A 15,598-nucleotide genomic window follows, 5' to 3' on the forward strand; every position below is an offset into this window, starting at 1 on the left:
CCCTATGCGACAAGCGGCGCCACAAATCCAAGCACTCTGAGGAGCAGACGATGGCGAACGGGCTGATGGCCGGCAAGAAGGGCCTGATCATGGGCGTGCTCAACAAGAACTCGATCGCCTGGGGCATCGCCAAGGCCCTCGCCGACCAAGGTGCCGAAATCGCCTTGTCCTACCAGGGCGAGGCCATCAAGAAGCGCGTCGAACCCCTCGCCGCCGAAATCGGCGTCACCACGCTCATCGATTGCGATGTGACCAACGACGCTGCGATGGACGAGACGTTCCGCGCCCTCAAGGAGAAATGGGGAACGATGGACTTCCTGGTCCACGCTATCGCCTTTTCCAACAAGGACGAGCTGGAAGGCCGCTATATCGAGACCACCGCCGGGAACTTCGCGCTGACGATGAACATCTCGGTCTACTCGTTCACCGCCGTCGCCAAGCGCGCTGAGGCGATGCTGAACCCGGGCTCGTCGCTGCTGACGCTGACCTATTATGGCGCCGAGAAATACGTACCGAACTACAATGTGATGGGTGTCGCCAAGGCCGCGCTCGAAGCATCGGTGCGCTATCTCGCACACGACCTCGGCCCCAAGAACATCCGCGTCAACGCCATCTCCGCCGGCGCGATCAAGACACTCGCTGCTTCCGGTATCTCGGGCTTGCGCACCATGCTGCATTTTCAGGAGAAGGCGGCGCCGTTGAAGCGCAACGTCACGCAGGACGAAGTCGGCACTGCCGCACTCTACCTGCTCAGCGACCTTGCCTCGGGCGTCACTGGCCAAATCCAGTATGTCGATTGCGGCTTCAACATCATCGGCATGCATGTCGATGAAGCCCCCGAGACCGCGCCGACGGCCTGAGCGGCGACGCGCCGCAGCCATTCCTAGCGAGCCAACTGATGCCCCTCGTGTGGCCTGAACTCTATTTCATCCGCCACGGCCAGACCGACTGGAACGCCGAGGGCCGGTATCAGGGGTCGAAGGACATTCCGCTGAACGCAATCGGCCGCGGACAGGCCGATCTCAACGGCAAGCTGCTCGCCGAGCTGCTGACGCGCGGCAAGCGGCAGCCCTCGGACTTCACCTGGCACGCCTCTCCGCTCGGCCGCACCCGCGAGACCATGCAGCGGGTCCGCGCCGCGTTCCGTGAACCGCTGCCTGAGGTGGGCTTCGACGAGCGGCTGGTCGAGGTGTCGTTCGGCGTCTACGAGGGCCGGCTTCACACCGAACTCAGCTCCGGCGAAATGGCGATCGCCGGCGAACGCGACGCCGATTTCTGGTTCTTCCGCCCGCCTTCGGGCGAAAGCTACGAGGACGTGGCGCAGCGCATCACCAGCTTCGCCGCCGAACTAAAGGGGCCGGCGATCATCGTCGCCCATGGCGGCATCCTCAGGATCCTCCGCCGCCTGATCGAGGATTTCCCGGCCGAACGGGCGGTAAACTGGTTCCCGCCGCAGGATTGCGTGGTGCATTTTGTCGACGGCAAGAGCGTGGTCTATCCGGCCGGGATGAGCTGGGACGATTGACGCCTCTGAAATTCGCCCTATATTTGGTGTGAATTTTGGAGGTCAGAATGAATCACGTTGGACAGAGGGTCGAGGCGGACCTCGCTGTGAGCATCACGGAACTCAAGCAAAACGCCAACGCCGTATTCAAGGCGGCGGAGATGCAGTCCGTCGCGGTGCTGAACCACAACAAGGTCATCGGCTACATCGTTTCGCCGGAAGCCTGGGAAGGCATCCTCGAGAGTCTCGACAACCTGACCATCCTCGAAATGCTCGAAGAGCAGAAGGGCGAGGAAGGCATTCGGGTTTCGATCGATGACCTACAGTCTGATATTTAGTCGCATCGCCCAGAAGAGCTGGAACAAGCTCGGTGCGACGGTCAGGGCGGAGTTCGAGACCATCCTTCGACGCTGTCTCATCGAGCCCCACGTGCCCGCCGCGAAGCTCAAGGGCGCCCCCAACCTCTACAAGATCAAGCTCCGCAGCGCTGGCTATCGGCTCGTCTATCAGGTTCGCGACAATGAACTCGTCGTCTTCGTCGTCGGCGTTGGGCGGCGCGATGAAACCTATGAGCTGCTGAGGCGACTCGGCAGAGACGGTCTCTCAGACGATTGACCCCGGCCCTCTGCTACCCCTAGAACGCCCGTAACCTCCGGGGCGCCACCATGAGCTTCAACACTTTCGGCCAACTCTTCCGCTTCACCACCTGGGGTGAGAGCCATGGGCCGGCGCTGGGTGTCGTGGTGGATGGCTGCCCGCCCGGGTTGCCGATTTCGGCCGAGGTGATCCAGCGCGATCTCGATCGGCGGAAGCCCGGGCAGTCGCGCTTCACCACGCAGCGGCGCGAGGATGATCAGGTACGCATACTTTCGGGCGCCTTCGAGGACGAGCGCGACGGACAGCTCAAGACCACCGGCACGCCGATCTCGCTGATGATCGAGAACACCGACCAGCGCTCCAAGGACTATTCCGAGATCAAGGACAAGTATCGCCCAGGGCACGCCGATTTCACCTACCACCAGAAATACGGCATCCGCGACTATAAGGGCTCGGGTCGCGCCTCGGCGCGCGAGACCGCGGCGCGGGTGGCGGCGGGCGCCGTGGCACGGCTAGTGATCCCGAACGTGACAGTACGGGCGAGCCTCGTGCAGATCGGGCCGCACAAGATCGACTATGCCAATTTCGACTGGGCCCAGGTCGACCAGAATCCGTTCTTCTGCGCCGACCCTAAGGCGGCCCAGATGTGGGAAGGCTATCTCGACGGCATCCGCAAGGACGGCAACTCGGTGGGCGCGGTGATCGAGGTGGTGGCCGAGGGCGTGCCGCCGGGCTGGGGGGCGCCGATCTACGGCAAGCTCTCCGCGGACCTCGCATCCGCGATGATGTCGATCAATGCGGTGAAGGCCGTGGAAATCGGCGCAGGGTTCGCGGCGGCCGAGCTCACCGGCACCGAGAATGCCGATGAGATGCGGGCCGGCAATAGCGGGCCGTATTTCACCTCGAACAAGGCCGGCGGCATCCTTGGCGGCATTTCGAATGGCGATCCCGTCGTCTGCCGCTTTGCGGTGAAGCCGACCTCCTCGATCATCACGCCGCGCCAGACGGTGACGACACACAACGAGAACACCGAAGTGATCACCAAGGGCCGGCACGATCCGTGCGTCGGCATAAGGGCGGTGCCGATCGGCGAGGCGATGATGGCGGTGGTGCTGGCCGACCATTTCCTGCGCCACCGCGGCCAGACCGGCCGCGAGGGTGGCATCGGCTACTGAGGTGGGCTTCCCTGGTCGGTCGTAGGCGACCCGGCAATTCCTCGGTGCGCAATTTGCGGCGACGGACCGCGCAATTGTACGCATTGACGCCTCGATCAGAACGGCGCGTTGTACTGCGCGACTTTATGCAAGTCATTCCAGTGTCTGAATTACTAATTCTTGGAGATGCTGGCGGGAATACGTCGTCGCACGGAAGCAAACGAGGGCCGTTACGATGTTCGAACATTGCCGTGCTTTTGTCATTGCCAACAATTCCTATGAGAGCCGCGCGCTGGAACTGACGGCGGAGCAGCTGGGGTTTGGCGATGTGGTCAGCAGCTATTCAGGCGTCGAATTCGGCCACTCGCGCACTGCCATCACGTACTTCCTCCTCGACTACCGGATGAATGACGAGAGCCTCCTGGGGTTCATCGATGCGGTGCGCGACGAGCGGGGCGCCAGACTCTGCTTTTCGCCGATGATCCTGTTCACCGACGATTGCCCGCTCGAGACGATGCTCAAATATGTCCGCTTCGGCTTCGACGAGGTGATCGGGCTGCCTGAGCGCCGCGATGTGCTGGAAGCGCGGCTGATGGCCCAGCTCAACACCGAGCAGATCTATGTCGAGGCCAACAACTATCTCGGTCCCGACCGGCGGCGGATGGATAGCGGCGCGGAACTACGGATCGGCGCCTCTGCGCATGCGCGCGTCGTGTTCCGGCGCGATCCGGAGCGCGGTGTTCACATCCTGAGCCGGGAACAGCGCGGCCACCATTTCAAGCCGCAGCCCGACCCCGGCGCGCATTTCATGCCGAGGCTGTTCGGCGGCCACGCCAGCTAGCTGTTGCGCCGGAAGCCGGCGACGATCTCGCGGTTGCCATCGCCCCCCGCGATCGGCGAGGAAATGGCGAAGCGGTGCGTCCAGCCCGCATCCGCCAGGTGAGCGGTGATCCTCAACACCGCCTCGGAGACGGCGGCATCGTCGGTGACGATGCCGCCTTTGCCGATGTTCTCGCGTCCCACCTCGAATTGCGGCTTGATGAGGATCGCCGCATCCGCCCCCGGCGCCGTCAGTGCCAGCGCCGGATCGATGACCTTGAGGATAGAGACGAAACTCACGTCCGAAACGATGAGGTCGATCGGCTCTGGGATCAGCTCTGGGGTCAGATCGCGGCCGTTGACGCCTTCGAGGCAAATCACTCGTCCATCAACCCGCAGCCGCTCATGCAGCTGGTCGTGACCCACATCGACCGCGTAGACCCGTTTGGCCCCGCGCTCCAGCAGCACCTCTGTGAAACCGCCGGTCGAGGCGCCGAGATCGAGGCAGGTCTTGCCCATTGGATCGATGGCCCCCGCGTCGAGCCCCGCCACCAGCTTCAGCGCAGCGCGCGAGACATAGCGGGCGGCCGGATCATCGAGGGTTATGGCGTCAGCGGGCCCGACCTGCTGGTTGGGCTTTTGCGCGGGGATGCCATTCACCTTCACCGTGCCGCGCAGGATCGCGTCGCGAGCCCGGGCCCGGCTTGGAAGCAGGCCGCGGGCCTCGAGCTCCTGGTCAAGCCGGGAGCGCTCGCTCACGACGCCATCAGCTTCCTGATCTTTTGCACCGCGGTGTCCTTGGGCTCGCCATAGGCGATGGTGCCCTCGAACCCGCCGTCCTTGTTGATCAGGAACACGCTGGCGGTGTGGTTGACGAGGTAGAAGCCGTCGGCATCGGGCGCGGTCAGCTCGGACATGGCGCCGAAGGCGGCCTTGGCAGCCTGGGTCTGGGCGTCGGTGCCGACGAGGCCAATGGTGCCGGGGAAGGAGCTCAGGTAATCGGCGAGGATTTCTTTGGTATCGCGCTGGGGATCGACGGTGATGAAGATGGTACGAAGCTGGTCAGGTGCGATGCCGAGTTCGTCCTTCCAGGCCGAGGACTCCGCCATCGTGGTCGGGCAGACATCCGGGCAGTGGGTGTAGCCGAAGAAGACCAGGCTGGGTGTGCCCTTCAGGTTGTCCTGGGTGAACTCGCCGCCAAGCGTCGATTGCAGCGTGAACGGCTTGCCGATTACCGCGATGGGGCTCGTGGGCGGGCGGAGGATGAACAACGCCGTCGCCCCGAGTGCGGCGACGACGACGAGCGTCCAGAGGATGATGCGAAATCGCGTCAATCCCGGCGAACTGGTTTCGGCCATGATCTCTCTGCCCCGATGAATTGGCTTCGCTTATAGCGCCCGGAGGCGAGAAAGCGCGCGCGTCATTGTCGCGCAGTCACCCGGTTTTGAAGGGCCGGCGGGCGCTTGGCCCTATTGCGGATCGAGCGGCTCGGTACCGGTGGGCTGGCCGTTGCGCAGCGTGATCTTTTCGATGCGCATCTCGGCCTGCTTGAGGAGCGCCTCGCAATGCGCCTTCAGCGCCTCGCCGCGCTCGTAGATGGCGATCGACTCGGCGAGCGGCGCCTGCCCGCTTTCGAGCTTGCCGACGATGGATTCGAGCTCGCGCAGCGCCGCCTCGAAGCTCATCGCCTTGATGTCGTCGAAGGGGGAATCGGCCATGGAAGTTCCTCGAATGAGCTCGTTGCTAGCCCGCGGCCAGCAACATTTCAACATGCGCGGCGGCGCCGGTGGCGAGCCCCTGCCGATCGTAGCCGCCTTCGAGCATCGAAACGAGGCGTCCCTCGCAGACCCGATCGGCGACCTCGGTGAGTTGCGCCGTCACCCAGGCGAAATCCTCAGGACGCCAGTTGAGGCCGGCCAGCGGGTCGCGATAGTCGGCATCGAACCCTGCCGACACCAAGACGAAATCGGGCCGGAACGCCTCGAGGGCCGGAAGGATACGTTCGCTGTAGGCGGCCCGCATCTCGGCGCCGCCCGACCCGGCCGCGAGCGCCGCGTTGCAGATATTGCCGACGCCGGTGAAGGAGGGCGAGCCGGTGCCGGGATAAAGCGGCATCTGGTGGCTCGAGGCGTAGAACACCGTCGGATCGTCCTTGAAGATGTCCTCGGTGCCGTTGCCGTGGTGGACGTCGAAATCGACGATCGCCACCCGCTCGGCGCCGAACTTGCGCTGCGCCTCGCGCGCCACCACCGCGATCGAGTTGACGAGGCAGAACCCCATCGGGCGAGCGATCTCGGCATGGTGCCCCGGCGGCCGCACCACGCAGAAGGCGTTTCGCGCCTCGCCCAGCGCCACCGCCTCGAGGCCGGCCAGGCCGGCGCCGAGCGCCGTCGCCACCGCCTCGAGCGAGCGCGAGGAGATGAAGGTATCCTCGTCGATCTGCCCGATGCCCTCGGCGGGCCGCGCCCGGGTAAGGATGCCCAGGTAGTCGGCGTCATGCACCAGTTCGGCCAGCGTCAGGTCGGCCGATGGCGCGTCTCGACGGAGCAGTGCCGCGAAACGACCGTGCCCCAGCGCCTCCTCGACGGCCCGGATTCGGTCCGGCCGCTCTGGGTGACCGGTAGGGGTGACGTGGCTCTCGAAATTGCGCTGTGAGACGAGAAGAGTGGCCATGATCCCCGGGACGGTCGCTGCCCCAACAGCTTGACGTTTCCGCCACGAGCTTGTCAAACCTCGCGCCATGACCGGCGCCGTTCATTCCCCGACGGATCTTCCTCTGCTCGCAGCTCGGCTGCGGGCCGGCGAACTCGTCGCCTTCCCCACCGAGACGGTCTATGGCCTCGGCGCCGACGCGACCAATTCCGATGCGGTGCTGAAGATCTACGAGACCAAGGGGCGGCCGCGCTTCAACCCGCTGATCGTCCATGTCGCCGACCTCGCGATGGCCGAGACGCTGGTGCGGTTCAGCCCGCTGGCGCAGCGGCTGGCGGCATTCTGGCCGGGCCCCCTGACCCTGGTGCTGCCGAAACGGGCGGATGCGAAGCTCTCCGACCTCGTCACGGCGGGTCTCGAAACGGTCGGCATCCGCATCCCGGCGCACAAGCTGGCGCTCGAGCTGATCCGCGCGGCCGGCCGCCCCTTGGCCGCCCCCTCGGCCAACCGCTCGGGGAAGCTCTCCCCCACCACCGCCGCGCAAGTGCAGCTCTCCTTCGGCGGCGCGGTGCCGGTGCTCGAGGGCGGGGCATCGCAGGCCGGGGTCGAGTCAACCATTCTGGCGGTCGATGGCGATGTGGTGACGCAGTTGCGCGCCGGCGCCCTGCCGCGCGACGAGGTCGAGGCGGCGATCGGGCAGGCCATCGGCGTGGCGAAGCACGATGCCGCCATCGCCGCGCCGGGCATGCTGGCAAGCCACTACGCGCCGAACGCGACATTGCGGCTCGATGCGGAGACGGCCGAGCCGGGGGAGACGTATCTGGGGTTCGGGCCCGGGCGGGAGGGAGCGAACCTTTCCCCGACCGGCGACCTGCGTGAGGCAGCGCGGAACCTCTTCTCGCTGCTGCACATGCTCGATGAGACGGCGAGCCGCATAGCGGTGGCGCCAATCCCGCACAGGGGTCTTGGCGAGGCAATCAATGATCGGCTGAAACGGGCCGCGGCTCCAAGGGACTGAGGTCTCTCAGTGGGTGCCTTCTCCCACGCGGGAGAAGGCGATAGCCGGAAGTTTCTAGCTGTCCCGGACCTTGTACGGCTTCTGGTCCCGCCAGAAGCGCATCAGGCTCTCCAGATCCGGGTCGCCCTGTTCGGGCAGCACGATCCTCAGCGTCACATAGAGATCGCCGGCGCCGTGCAACCCCTTGCCCTTGAGCCGCAGTGCCTTGGTGGTGTTGACAGAGGCGGGGAGGTTGAGTTCGGCGGAGCCGTCGAGGGTGGGAACGCGCACCTTGCCGCCGAGCACCGCCTCGTAGAGGGTGATCGGCACATCGACGCGTAGGTCCGCGCCGTCGCGGCGGAACTGCTTGTGGCGCTCGAACTTCACTGTGACGATGGCGTCGCCCGGGGGACCACCGAACGGCGATGGATGCCCCTGGCCCTTGAGCCGGATCTGCTGGCCCTCCTCGACCTTGTCGGGGAGCTTAACGTTGAGCACCTTGCCGGTCGGCATGCGCAGCGGCACGCTGGCGGCGCCATGGGCCTCCTCGAGCGTCACGGTAGCGGTGACGTTAATGTCCTCGCCGCTGGCACTGGTCCTGCCGCCGGGCTGGAAGCCGCCAGGCGAGGTGCCGGTGAAGGGGTCCCAGCTCTGGCTCCCACTGCCGCGCGTCGCACCCCGCGGCTGGCCGCCAAAGCCCGACATGAATTCCTTGAGGATATCCTCGGCCGAAAACGCCCCTGCCCCGGCCGCGCCGGCACCCGGACGACCGGCATTGCCACGGGAGAAGCCGCCAAAGCGCGGATTGCCGTCGGCGTCGATCTCGCCGCGGTCGTAGCTGGCGCGCTTTTCCTTGTCGGTGAGGAAATCATAGGCCGACGAGACCTCGGCGAATTTCGCGTGGGCCTTGGGGTCGTCCTGGTTCTGGTCGGGGTGATGCGCCTTGGCGAGCTTGCGATAGGCGGCCTTGAGGTCCTTTTCACTGGCGGACCTCGGCACCCCGAGCACGGTATAGGGGTCGCGCATGGGTTCCTTCGAAATGACGCAGGGTTGGGGATTTGCTTTCGGGCCCCGCGGCATCCTATATGGCCACGCGCCCCGGGCTTGTCCAGACTGGCGCGCGACAAGGGGAAAACATGTCCGCCACGACCCTGACCGAGCGCCTGTTCGACGATTCGGACACCGGCACGATCGACCCCTGCTCGCTGTTCGAGGAATGGTTCGCGCTGGCCCAGCAAAGCGAGCCGAACGACCCGCATGCCATGGCACTCGCAACCGTGGATGAACACGGCATGCCGGCCGTGCGCATGGTGCTGCTGAACCAGCGCGACGCGCGCGGCTATTGCTTCTTCACCAATTTCGAGAGCGACAAGGGCCGCGAGCTCCTTGCCAATCCCAGGGCCGCCTTCGTCATGCACTGGAAGTCGCTGAGGCGGCAGATCAGGGTGCGCGGGCCGGTCGAAGTGGTGGCCGACAAGGAGGCCGACGCCTATTTCTCCACCCGCGCCCGGGTCAGCCAGATCGGCGCCCATGCGAGTAAGCAATCGCGGCCGCTGGCCAACCGCTACGCGCTGCTCGAGCGGGTCGAAACGCTGCAGAAGAGCTTTCGCGAGGACGAGCCGGTCAACCGGCCGGCCAACTGGTCGGGTTTCCGCGTCATCCCCGAGGTGATGGAATTCTGGAGGGATGGCGCCAATCGCCTCCACGACCGGGTGCGCTTCACCCGCACGCTCCCCGACGGGGCGTGGAGCCGGCAGCGGCTCTATCCCTGAGGAGGGGACCGGGCTCCAACAGTTTTCTTCCGCGAGGTTTGCACGACGCGACGCGACGTGCTTATCCCTTAGGGCAGTTGCAGTTCCGGCCGGCAAATATGCGCATTCTCATCCGCACATCGAAATGGGCGATCTGGTCCCGGCGCCTCGGCAGCCTGGCGCTGCCGCTCACCATCATCCCGATCCTGCTGCATCGCGAGCAGATGATCCCGAGCTCCGATTTCGCCGTCATCGAAGCAGTGGCGGGCGGAGTTGCGGCGCTGACGGTGTTCCTCGGCATCGGGGCCTTTGTCCGGCTGTGGATGACCGGGGATCGGGGCTGGAGCAGGGCCGGCTGGGGGCTGTTCTTCGGCCTTTCGTGCCTGCTCCCCTTCGCCTGGCTCGGCCTGCAGGCGACCCAATACCCGATGCTCAACGAGGTGACCACCGATGTCGCCGATCCGTTGCCGCTGACCTCGCCGATCCGCGTCGCGCCGACGAGCGCGGCGCTGAGGGACAAGGTCGAGGCCACCTTCCCGAATGCCCGCACCCGCTCCTATCCGATCGATGCCACCGAGATGTTCACCATCGTCGAGGACCTGGTTGAGGCGCGCGGCTGGGAAGTGCGGACGCGGCGGGCCCCGCCCACGGCCCTCGATGTCGGGCAGATCAACGCCATCGCGGTGACGTTGTTCGGCTGGCGCGACGAGGTGGCGATCCGAGTCACGGGCACGGCGCAGGGCTCGACCATCGACATGCGCTCGGTACCGCTCAGCGGGCTTCACGATTTCGGCGAGAACGGCAAGCGGGTCGAGGAGTTCCTGCTGGCGCTCGACCAGAAGATCACCCTGACGCTGCGCGACGCACCGCAGGCGCCCACCACGCCCGACACGGAAACCCCGCCGCCGCCGGCCGAGACCGAGCCCGGCTGAGCCTCAGGCGCGCGCCGGAAAGATGGTGGTGCCGAGCAGCCCATGCGTGGCGCCGATCAGGCCACGATCGGCGAGATACTCGACATGAGCTTTCAGCGTCATCAGCGCGGCGGGCTTGAGCGGCAGCGCCAGCCCCGGGTAGATCGGACCCAGCAGCTCGGACACCCTGCGAGCACCGTGCTCCACCGCCTCGATCACCTGGCGGTTGCGCTGCTGCCGGTGCGCCAGCAGCGCCCGGGCGTAATCCGGGCCATCCTCGATCGGCCCGCCATGCGCCGGGACGTAGCGGCGATAGCCGAGCCCGATGACGCGCTCCAGCGAGCTGAGGTAGTCGGCAATCGAGCCATCGGGCACCGAGACGAGCGTCGAGTTCCAGCCCATGATGTGGTCGCCGGTAAGCAGCACCGGGGTGCCGATGAGCCCGAATGCCAGGTGGTTGGCGCAGTGGCCGGGCGTGGCGACGACCTCGAGCTCGACCCCTCCGGCGACGATCTGCTCGCCGTCCGCCAGCACCCGGTCGGGCACCAGTTTCCAGTCGCTGTCGCGGCCGACTGCGTTGAACTCGAACGGCCGGCGTGGCCGGCTCAGCCGGTGCCTGCCGCCCGACCAGACCGGAGCGCCGGTTGCTGCCTTTAGACTCGGCACCAGCGCCGAGTGGTCGAGGTGCGTGTGGGTGAGAATGATGGCCTCAACGGTGCGCCCCCCGATCGCAGCGAGCAGTGCCCTCAGATGCGCATGGTCGTCGGGGCCGGGGTCGAGCACGGCGACGCTTTCATCCCCGATGACGAAGCTGTTGGTGCCCTTGAAGGTGTAGGGCCCGGCATTGCCGGCCGTGACCCTCACCAGCCCGTCCGCGGCCGGCACGGGGCGGTCCGTCTGGGGGTCGAACTCGGTGTTGAAGCGCAGTGTCGGGGTGGGCGCGGCCATTGCGCAATCCGGGGCGAGCGACTAGTAATCGGCGCTAGAAATGCTCCTCAGGATGAAGGATTGGCAATGGCCTTGACGCTCACCACGCCGAACACCGTTCTCGGCGTGCTCTCGCCCAAGTCGCAGACGGCGCACCTGGCGACCAACCTCGTCACGGTGGTTCTCGGATCGCTGGTGCTGGCGCTCTCGGCCAGGATCAGCGTGCCGGTGATGCCGATCCCGGTGACGCTGCAGACCCTCGCCGTGGCAGCGCTCGCCGCAGCGTTCGGCTGGCGCATCGCTGTCGCCACCGTGGCGCTCTACATCGTGGAAGGCCTCGCCGGCCTGCCGGTCTTCGCCACGGGCGGCGGCATGGACTATATCCTCCGCCCCTCCTTCGGCTTCATCCTCGGCTACCTGCCGATGGCCTATATCATCGGCCGGGCCGCCGACCTCGGCGCTTCGGGACGCATCGTGCTGCTGTTCGGCGCGATGCTGCTGGGCGACGCGGTGCTATTCGCCTTCGGCTTTGCCTGGCTGCTGATCGTCGCCAACCTCATCGTCCAGTCGGGTGCGGCGCTGCCGGGCTGGCTCGACGCGACCAACCTCATCGCCACCGCCTGGAACGGCGCCGTCGCCCCGTTCATCCTGTGGGACGTGCTGAAGATGGCCTTTGCGGCAGTGAGCGTCGTCGGCGTCTGGAAGCTGCTCCCCAAGCAGGCGTAAGCCCCGGCGATCCGACTTGACGAAGGGCCGGTCCCCGGGGACCGGCCCTTTCTCGTTCGGACGTCAGGAATATGGCGCGGTTCTTTCGAACCGCGCCAGTCTGGAGGCAGGAGCGTCTTCCTAGTTGGTGAACACCGCCAGCGAGCCGTCGGCCGCAACGCCGATGGCGATCACGTCGCTGGCGTCGTGGTTGCTGGCCTCGAGCCAGGCGTCGAGTGCCGCGTTGCCCGCCACCGCGGTCTGCAAATCCTCGATCTCGCCGGCATTGCCGCTCAGCGCCAGATCGAATGCAGCCTCGTTGTCGGCGTCGATCCAGCCGCTTACGTCGTAGGCGGTGGCGTCGATCTCGGTCAGGTTGGCGAGGCTGGTGTCGGTCCAGTTGCTGGATTCGATCAGCGAGATCACCACGCCCAGTTCGTCATCGGATGTTAAGGACGCGGCAGCCGAGGCATTGGCAGTGAGGTTGCCCGCCGTGTTATCGGTGGCGGTGCTATCGAGGCCGAGGCCGGCACTGCCGCCGACACCGGCATTGGCGCCGAGCCCGAGCGACAGGCCGCCCTCTCCCGAGGAGCCGGAGGCGCTGCCGCCGAGCGAGGCGCCGAGACCGATGTCGAGCGCCATGGCGGGCGCGGACAGGATACAGAGGCAGGCAAGCGCTGCGGCGAGGGTTTTCGTTTTCATGGTGATGGCTCCATTGCCGTTATTGCGAATCGGAGTTTGGCGGGACGGCGCTGACACCTTGATGAGGCTGGTGTCAGGCTTTGGTCAGGAACACTGCGCTATCTACGCGCCCATGAAGGCTCTGCTGACGAATCACCGATTGCTGCTGGCGCTGTGCTGCGCCGCAGCGCTGTTCAGCATGCCCAGCGCGATGGCGCAGGGCCTGGGGCTCGGGCTCGACGTGGGCGGCGCCAGCGTCGACGTGGGCGTGGGAGGGGACAGCGGCGTCGATCTCGATGTCGACCTCGGCCCAGGAGATGGCGGCCTCGGTATCGAGCTCGGCGGCTCGGGCGGCGGCACCGGGCTTGACCTGGCGCCGAGCCCGGACGGCCTGGCCCTCGGACAGGAAGCGGCGCTGAAGGCCGTGCGCGACCGGAAGGCTTTGCCGCTCGAGGACATCCTGCTCCGGGCCAAACTGCTCACCGACGGCGACATCATCGATGCCCAGCTCATCGCGGTGCAGGATCTGCTGCTCTATGAGCTCAAGGTGCTGGGCAAGGCGGGTGACGTGAGCGAACTCTACTTCTATGCTCGCTCGGGTAACCCGGTGGAGACCAACTGACCCCCCGATGCGCGTCCTGGTTGCCGAAGACGATCAACGGATCGCCCACGCCCTCGTAGCGGCGCTGCAGGCTGCCGGCTTCGTCGCCGAGGTCGAGGCCGACGGCGAGAATGTCTGGTTTCGCGGCGACACCGAGGATTTCGATGCCATCGTCCTCGATCTGGGACTGCCGACGCTCGACGGGCTCACCATCCTCAAGCGCTGGCGCAAGGCCGGCCGCACCGGGCCGGTACTGATCCTCACGGCGCGCGGCCACTGGGAGGAGCGGGTCGAGGGCATCGAAGCGGGCGCCGACGACTACGTCGTAAAACCCTTCCGCGTCGAGGAAGTGGTAGCGCGGATCCGCGCCATCGTCCGCCGCTCGGGCGGCTTTGCCTCGTCGCGGGTCGAGATCGACGACCTGGTGCTCGATACCCGCACCATGCAGGTGAGCCGCGACGGCATCCCGATCAGCCTCTCGCCCCAGGAATACCGGCTGTTCGCCTACCTGGCGCACCAAAACGGACGGGTGGTATCGCAGCTCGAGATCACCGAGCACCTCTACGCGCAGGATTTCGAACGCGAATCGAACTCGGTGGAAGTGCTGGTGGGGCGGGTAAGGCGGCGGCTGGGGACCGACACCATCAAGACCCGCCGCGGCTTCGGCTACTACATGGGGCAACTCAAGGAATGATCCCGCGTTCGCTGCGCCTGAGGCTGCTGGGCGGCGCGGCGCTGTGGATCGTGCTTGCCCTGATTGTCGCCGGCCTCGCCATCGGCTGGATGTTCACCGCCAATGTCGAGCGCTCGATGCGCGACGGGCTGACGGCCAGCCTCAACCGGCTGGTGGCGCAGATCGACCCGGAGGCGGCCGAGCCGATCCGCCCCGATGCCCTGCCCGATCCGCGCTATGCCACCCCGCTCTCTGGGGTGTACTGGCAAGTCGAGAATATCGCCAACGGCACCAGTTGGCGCTCGCGCTCCTTGTGGGACAGCGTGCTCGACACCGGCGCCGCAACCGCGCCGGGGGGCGCCGAGCGGTTCTCGACCCTTGCCGGTCCGAGCGGGCAATCACTGTCGGCGATGGTGCGCGAGGTGAGTTTTGACCAGCCGCCGGGGGCCGGGCAGAAGTACCGTGTCACCTTGGCCGAGGACCGGGCGCTGCTCGATGAATCCATCCGGCAGTTCGGCGGCGACCTGGTGCTGGCCCTCGCCATGCTCGGGGTGGCGCTGATCCTTGCCGCCTGGCTGCAGGTGCAGCTGGGGTTGAAGCCGCTGGAGCGGTTGCGCGAAGGCATCGGGACAGTGCGCCGCGGCGAGGCACAGAAGCTGCCCGCCCACTATCCGGCCGAGGTGCTGCCGCTGGTCGGCGAGGTCAACGAACTGCTCGAGCAGCAGCAGAAGTCGATGGAGTTCGCCAGAGCCCGCGCGGCCGACCTGGCGCATGGGCTGAAGACGCCGCTCTCGGTGCTGCGCAATCTCGCGGCCAGCATGCAACAGAACGGCGCGGCAGAGGCCGGGGTGCAGGTCGACGAGATCGTGGGCGAGATGGACGACCGGGTCGAGTACCAGTTGCGCCTGTCGCGGCTCAGGATGCGCACCAAGGCGCACCAGTTGAACGCTTCGCTGAACGAGGCGATCGACCGCACGGTGGCGGTGCTCGCCCGCACCGGCGAGGGCGAGGTGCTCGACTGGAAGGTGCGCCTCGCGCCGGACCTCAAGGTCGATATCGACCGGCACGACCTGATGGAACTGGTCGGCGTCATTCTCGAAAACGCCGCCAAATGGGGCAAGTCGCAAGTCCGCGCCGAGGGCCGCGCCGACGGCGATTTCGCCGAGCTCGTCATCGCCGACGACGGCCCCGGCCTGTCGGAGGACCAGATCACCCGGCTCGGGGTGCGCGGCCAGCGCCACGACGAAAGCCGCCGTGGCTCGGGCCTGGGCCTCGCCATCGCGCTCGAAGTGGTGGCGCTCAATGCCGGAACCGTCCGGTTCTCGCGCGCGCCCGAGGGAGGGCTCGAGGCGACGGTGCGGTTGCCGCTGGCCTAGCGACCCGTGCAGCAATCGACTCGCACAATTGCCCGCCGTCATAAAAGGTTCACTTGCAACCGGCTCCCATATCGATACTCCTCGATACATGGAAGCAAGCAGCGCTACCGAGGTCTTCGCCGCCCTGTCGCAGTCGACCCGGCTCGACGCCTTCAGGCTGATCATGAAGTGCGAGCCGCATGGCCTGCCGGCAGGCGAGGTCGCGCGGCTCCTCAATGTGCCGCAGAATACCATGTCGACGCACCTGGCA

At 66.5% G+C, this 15,598-nt stretch carries 21 protein-coding genes; 14 read left to right on the forward strand and 7 right to left on the reverse strand.

Features of this window, described 5'->3' with window-relative positions:
• Nucleotides 1–50 precede the first annotated feature (50 nt).
• The 6 genes from JWQ89_RS05570 to JWQ89_RS05595 all read left to right on the forward strand — a co-directional run bounded on the left by JWQ89_RS05570 (nt 51) and on the right by JWQ89_RS05595 (nt 4,096).
• Nucleotides 51–860 (forward strand): SDR family oxidoreductase, encoded by an 810-nt coding sequence (locus tag JWQ89_RS05570; protein ID WP_299639135.1) that lies wholly within the window; start codon nt 51–53, stop codon nt 858–860.
• A 38-nt stretch (nt 861–898) separates the two neighbouring features.
• Nucleotides 899–1,525, forward strand: a complete 627-nt coding sequence (locus JWQ89_RS05575; protein ID WP_299639136.1) for a histidine phosphatase family protein — start codon at nt 899–901, stop codon at nt 1,523–1,525.
• A 47-nt stretch (nt 1,526–1,572) separates the two neighbouring features.
• Nucleotides 1,573–1,842, forward strand: a complete 270-nt coding sequence (locus JWQ89_RS05580; protein WP_299639138.1) for a type II toxin-antitoxin system Phd/YefM family antitoxin — start codon at nt 1,573–1,575, stop codon at nt 1,840–1,842.
• Entirely contained in the window at nt 1,820–2,119 is a 300-nt protein-coding gene (locus tag JWQ89_RS05585) for a type II toxin-antitoxin system RelE/ParE family toxin (RefSeq protein WP_299639140.1), read from the forward strand. The genes JWQ89_RS05580 and JWQ89_RS05585 overlap by 23 nt, the downstream gene beginning before the upstream one ends.
• Before the next feature lie 50 nt (nt 2,120–2,169).
• A complete protein-coding gene (gene aroC / locus JWQ89_RS05590) occupies nt 2,170–3,276 on the forward strand; it encodes a chorismate synthase (protein ID WP_299639141.1) in 1,107 nt (368 codons plus the stop codon).
• Nucleotides 3,277–3,490: 214 nt separating this feature from the next.
• Nucleotides 3,491–4,096: a hypothetical protein gene (locus tag JWQ89_RS05595; protein ID WP_299639142.1), complete on the forward strand. Its 606-nt coding sequence runs from the start codon at nt 3,491–3,493 to the stop codon at nt 4,094–4,096.
• Here the strand turns inward: JWQ89_RS05595 and JWQ89_RS05600 are convergent.
• The 4 genes from JWQ89_RS05600 to JWQ89_RS05615 form a co-directional block, all read right to left on the reverse strand.
• The gene (locus JWQ89_RS05600) at nt 4,093–4,833 is read right to left on the reverse strand and encodes a TlyA family RNA methyltransferase (protein ID WP_299639143.1); all 741 of its coding nucleotides are present in this window, start codon (nt 4,831–4,833) and stop codon (nt 4,093–4,095) included. The genes JWQ89_RS05595 and JWQ89_RS05600 overlap by 4 nt on opposite strands.
• Complete coding sequence (locus JWQ89_RS05605; RefSeq protein ID WP_299639144.1) at nt 4,830–5,432, reverse strand: SCO family protein; 603 nt, start codon at nt 5,430–5,432, stop codon at nt 4,830–4,832. Before JWQ89_RS05605 ends, JWQ89_RS05600 begins: the two co-directional genes overlap by 4 nt.
• A gap of 111 nt (nt 5,433–5,543) precedes the next feature.
• Nucleotides 5,544–5,792 (reverse strand): exodeoxyribonuclease VII small subunit, encoded by a 249-nt coding sequence (locus tag JWQ89_RS05610; protein ID WP_299639146.1) that lies wholly within the window; start codon nt 5,790–5,792, stop codon nt 5,544–5,546.
• 25 nt (nt 5,793–5,817) lie between these two features.
• Nucleotides 5,818–6,747 (reverse strand): histone deacetylase family protein, encoded by a 930-nt coding sequence (locus JWQ89_RS05615; RefSeq protein WP_299639148.1) that lies wholly within the window; start codon nt 6,745–6,747, stop codon nt 5,818–5,820.
• Nucleotides 6,748–6,814: 67 nt separating this feature from the next.
• Between JWQ89_RS05615 and JWQ89_RS05620 the strand changes: the two genes are divergently transcribed.
• Nucleotides 6,815–7,744, forward strand: coding sequence for an L-threonylcarbamoyladenylate synthase (locus JWQ89_RS05620; protein ID WP_299639150.1), 930 nt, complete (start codon nt 6,815–6,817; stop codon nt 7,742–7,744).
• A gap of 54 nt (nt 7,745–7,798) precedes the next feature.
• Here JWQ89_RS05620 and JWQ89_RS05625 read toward each other — a convergent pair whose 3' ends face one another.
• Complete coding sequence (locus tag JWQ89_RS05625) at nt 7,799–8,749, reverse strand: J domain-containing protein (protein ID WP_299639152.1); 951 nt, start codon at nt 8,747–8,749, stop codon at nt 7,799–7,801.
• Between the two features lie 110 nt (nt 8,750–8,859).
• On the opposite strand from JWQ89_RS05625, the gene pdxH reads away from it, so the two are divergent.
• The gene (gene pdxH, locus JWQ89_RS05630) at nt 8,860–9,495 is read left to right on the forward strand and encodes a pyridoxamine 5'-phosphate oxidase (RefSeq protein ID WP_299639154.1); all 636 of its coding nucleotides are present in this window, start codon (nt 8,860–8,862) and stop codon (nt 9,493–9,495) included.
• Between the two features lie 98 nt (nt 9,496–9,593).
• Nucleotides 9,594–10,406 (forward strand): DUF1499 domain-containing protein, encoded by an 813-nt coding sequence (locus tag JWQ89_RS05635; RefSeq protein WP_299639156.1) that lies wholly within the window; start codon nt 9,594–9,596, stop codon nt 10,404–10,406.
• Nucleotides 10,407–10,409: 3 nt separating this feature from the next.
• On the opposite strand, the gene JWQ89_RS05640 is transcribed toward JWQ89_RS05635, so the two are convergent.
• Nucleotides 10,410–11,333 (reverse strand): MBL fold metallo-hydrolase, encoded by a 924-nt coding sequence (locus JWQ89_RS05640; protein WP_299639157.1) that lies wholly within the window; start codon nt 11,331–11,333, stop codon nt 10,410–10,412.
• Nucleotides 11,334–11,399: 66 nt separating this feature from the next.
• Here JWQ89_RS05640 and JWQ89_RS05645 point away from each other — a divergent pair, with 66 nt between their 5' ends.
• The gene (locus JWQ89_RS05645; protein ID WP_299639159.1) at nt 11,400–12,038 is read left to right on the forward strand and encodes a biotin transporter BioY; all 639 of its coding nucleotides are present in this window, start codon (nt 11,400–11,402) and stop codon (nt 12,036–12,038) included.
• 120 nt (nt 12,039–12,158) lie between these two features.
• On the opposite strand, the gene JWQ89_RS05650 is transcribed toward JWQ89_RS05645, so the two are convergent.
• The gene (locus JWQ89_RS05650) at nt 12,159–12,719 is read right to left on the reverse strand and encodes a hypothetical protein (RefSeq protein WP_299639161.1); all 561 of its coding nucleotides are present in this window, start codon (nt 12,717–12,719) and stop codon (nt 12,159–12,161) included.
• 112 nt (nt 12,720–12,831) lie between these two features.
• On the opposite strand from JWQ89_RS05650, the gene JWQ89_RS05655 reads away from it, so the two are divergent.
• From JWQ89_RS05655 to JWQ89_RS05670, 4 genes are all read left to right on the forward strand, one after another.
• On the forward strand, nt 12,832–13,320 hold the full coding sequence (locus tag JWQ89_RS05655; RefSeq protein ID WP_299639163.1) for a hypothetical protein: 489 nt from the start codon (nt 12,832–12,834) through the stop codon (nt 13,318–13,320).
• 7 nt (nt 13,321–13,327) lie between these two features.
• The gene (locus JWQ89_RS05660) at nt 13,328–13,993 is read left to right on the forward strand and encodes a response regulator transcription factor (protein ID WP_299639165.1); all 666 of its coding nucleotides are present in this window, start codon (nt 13,328–13,330) and stop codon (nt 13,991–13,993) included.
• Nucleotides 13,990–15,348, forward strand: coding sequence for a HAMP domain-containing sensor histidine kinase (locus JWQ89_RS05665; RefSeq protein WP_299639167.1), 1,359 nt, complete (start codon nt 13,990–13,992; stop codon nt 15,346–15,348). The genes JWQ89_RS05660 and JWQ89_RS05665 overlap by 4 nt, the downstream gene beginning before the upstream one ends.
• An 88-nt stretch (nt 15,349–15,436) precedes the next feature.
• A partial coding sequence (locus tag JWQ89_RS05670) for a winged helix-turn-helix domain-containing protein (protein ID WP_299639169.1) occupies nt 15,437–15,598 on the forward strand: 162 nt, incomplete at its 3' end.

This window comes from Devosia sp. (assembly GCF_028290645.1).
GTDB lineage: Bacteria > Pseudomonadota > Alphaproteobacteria > Rhizobiales > Devosiaceae > Devosia_A.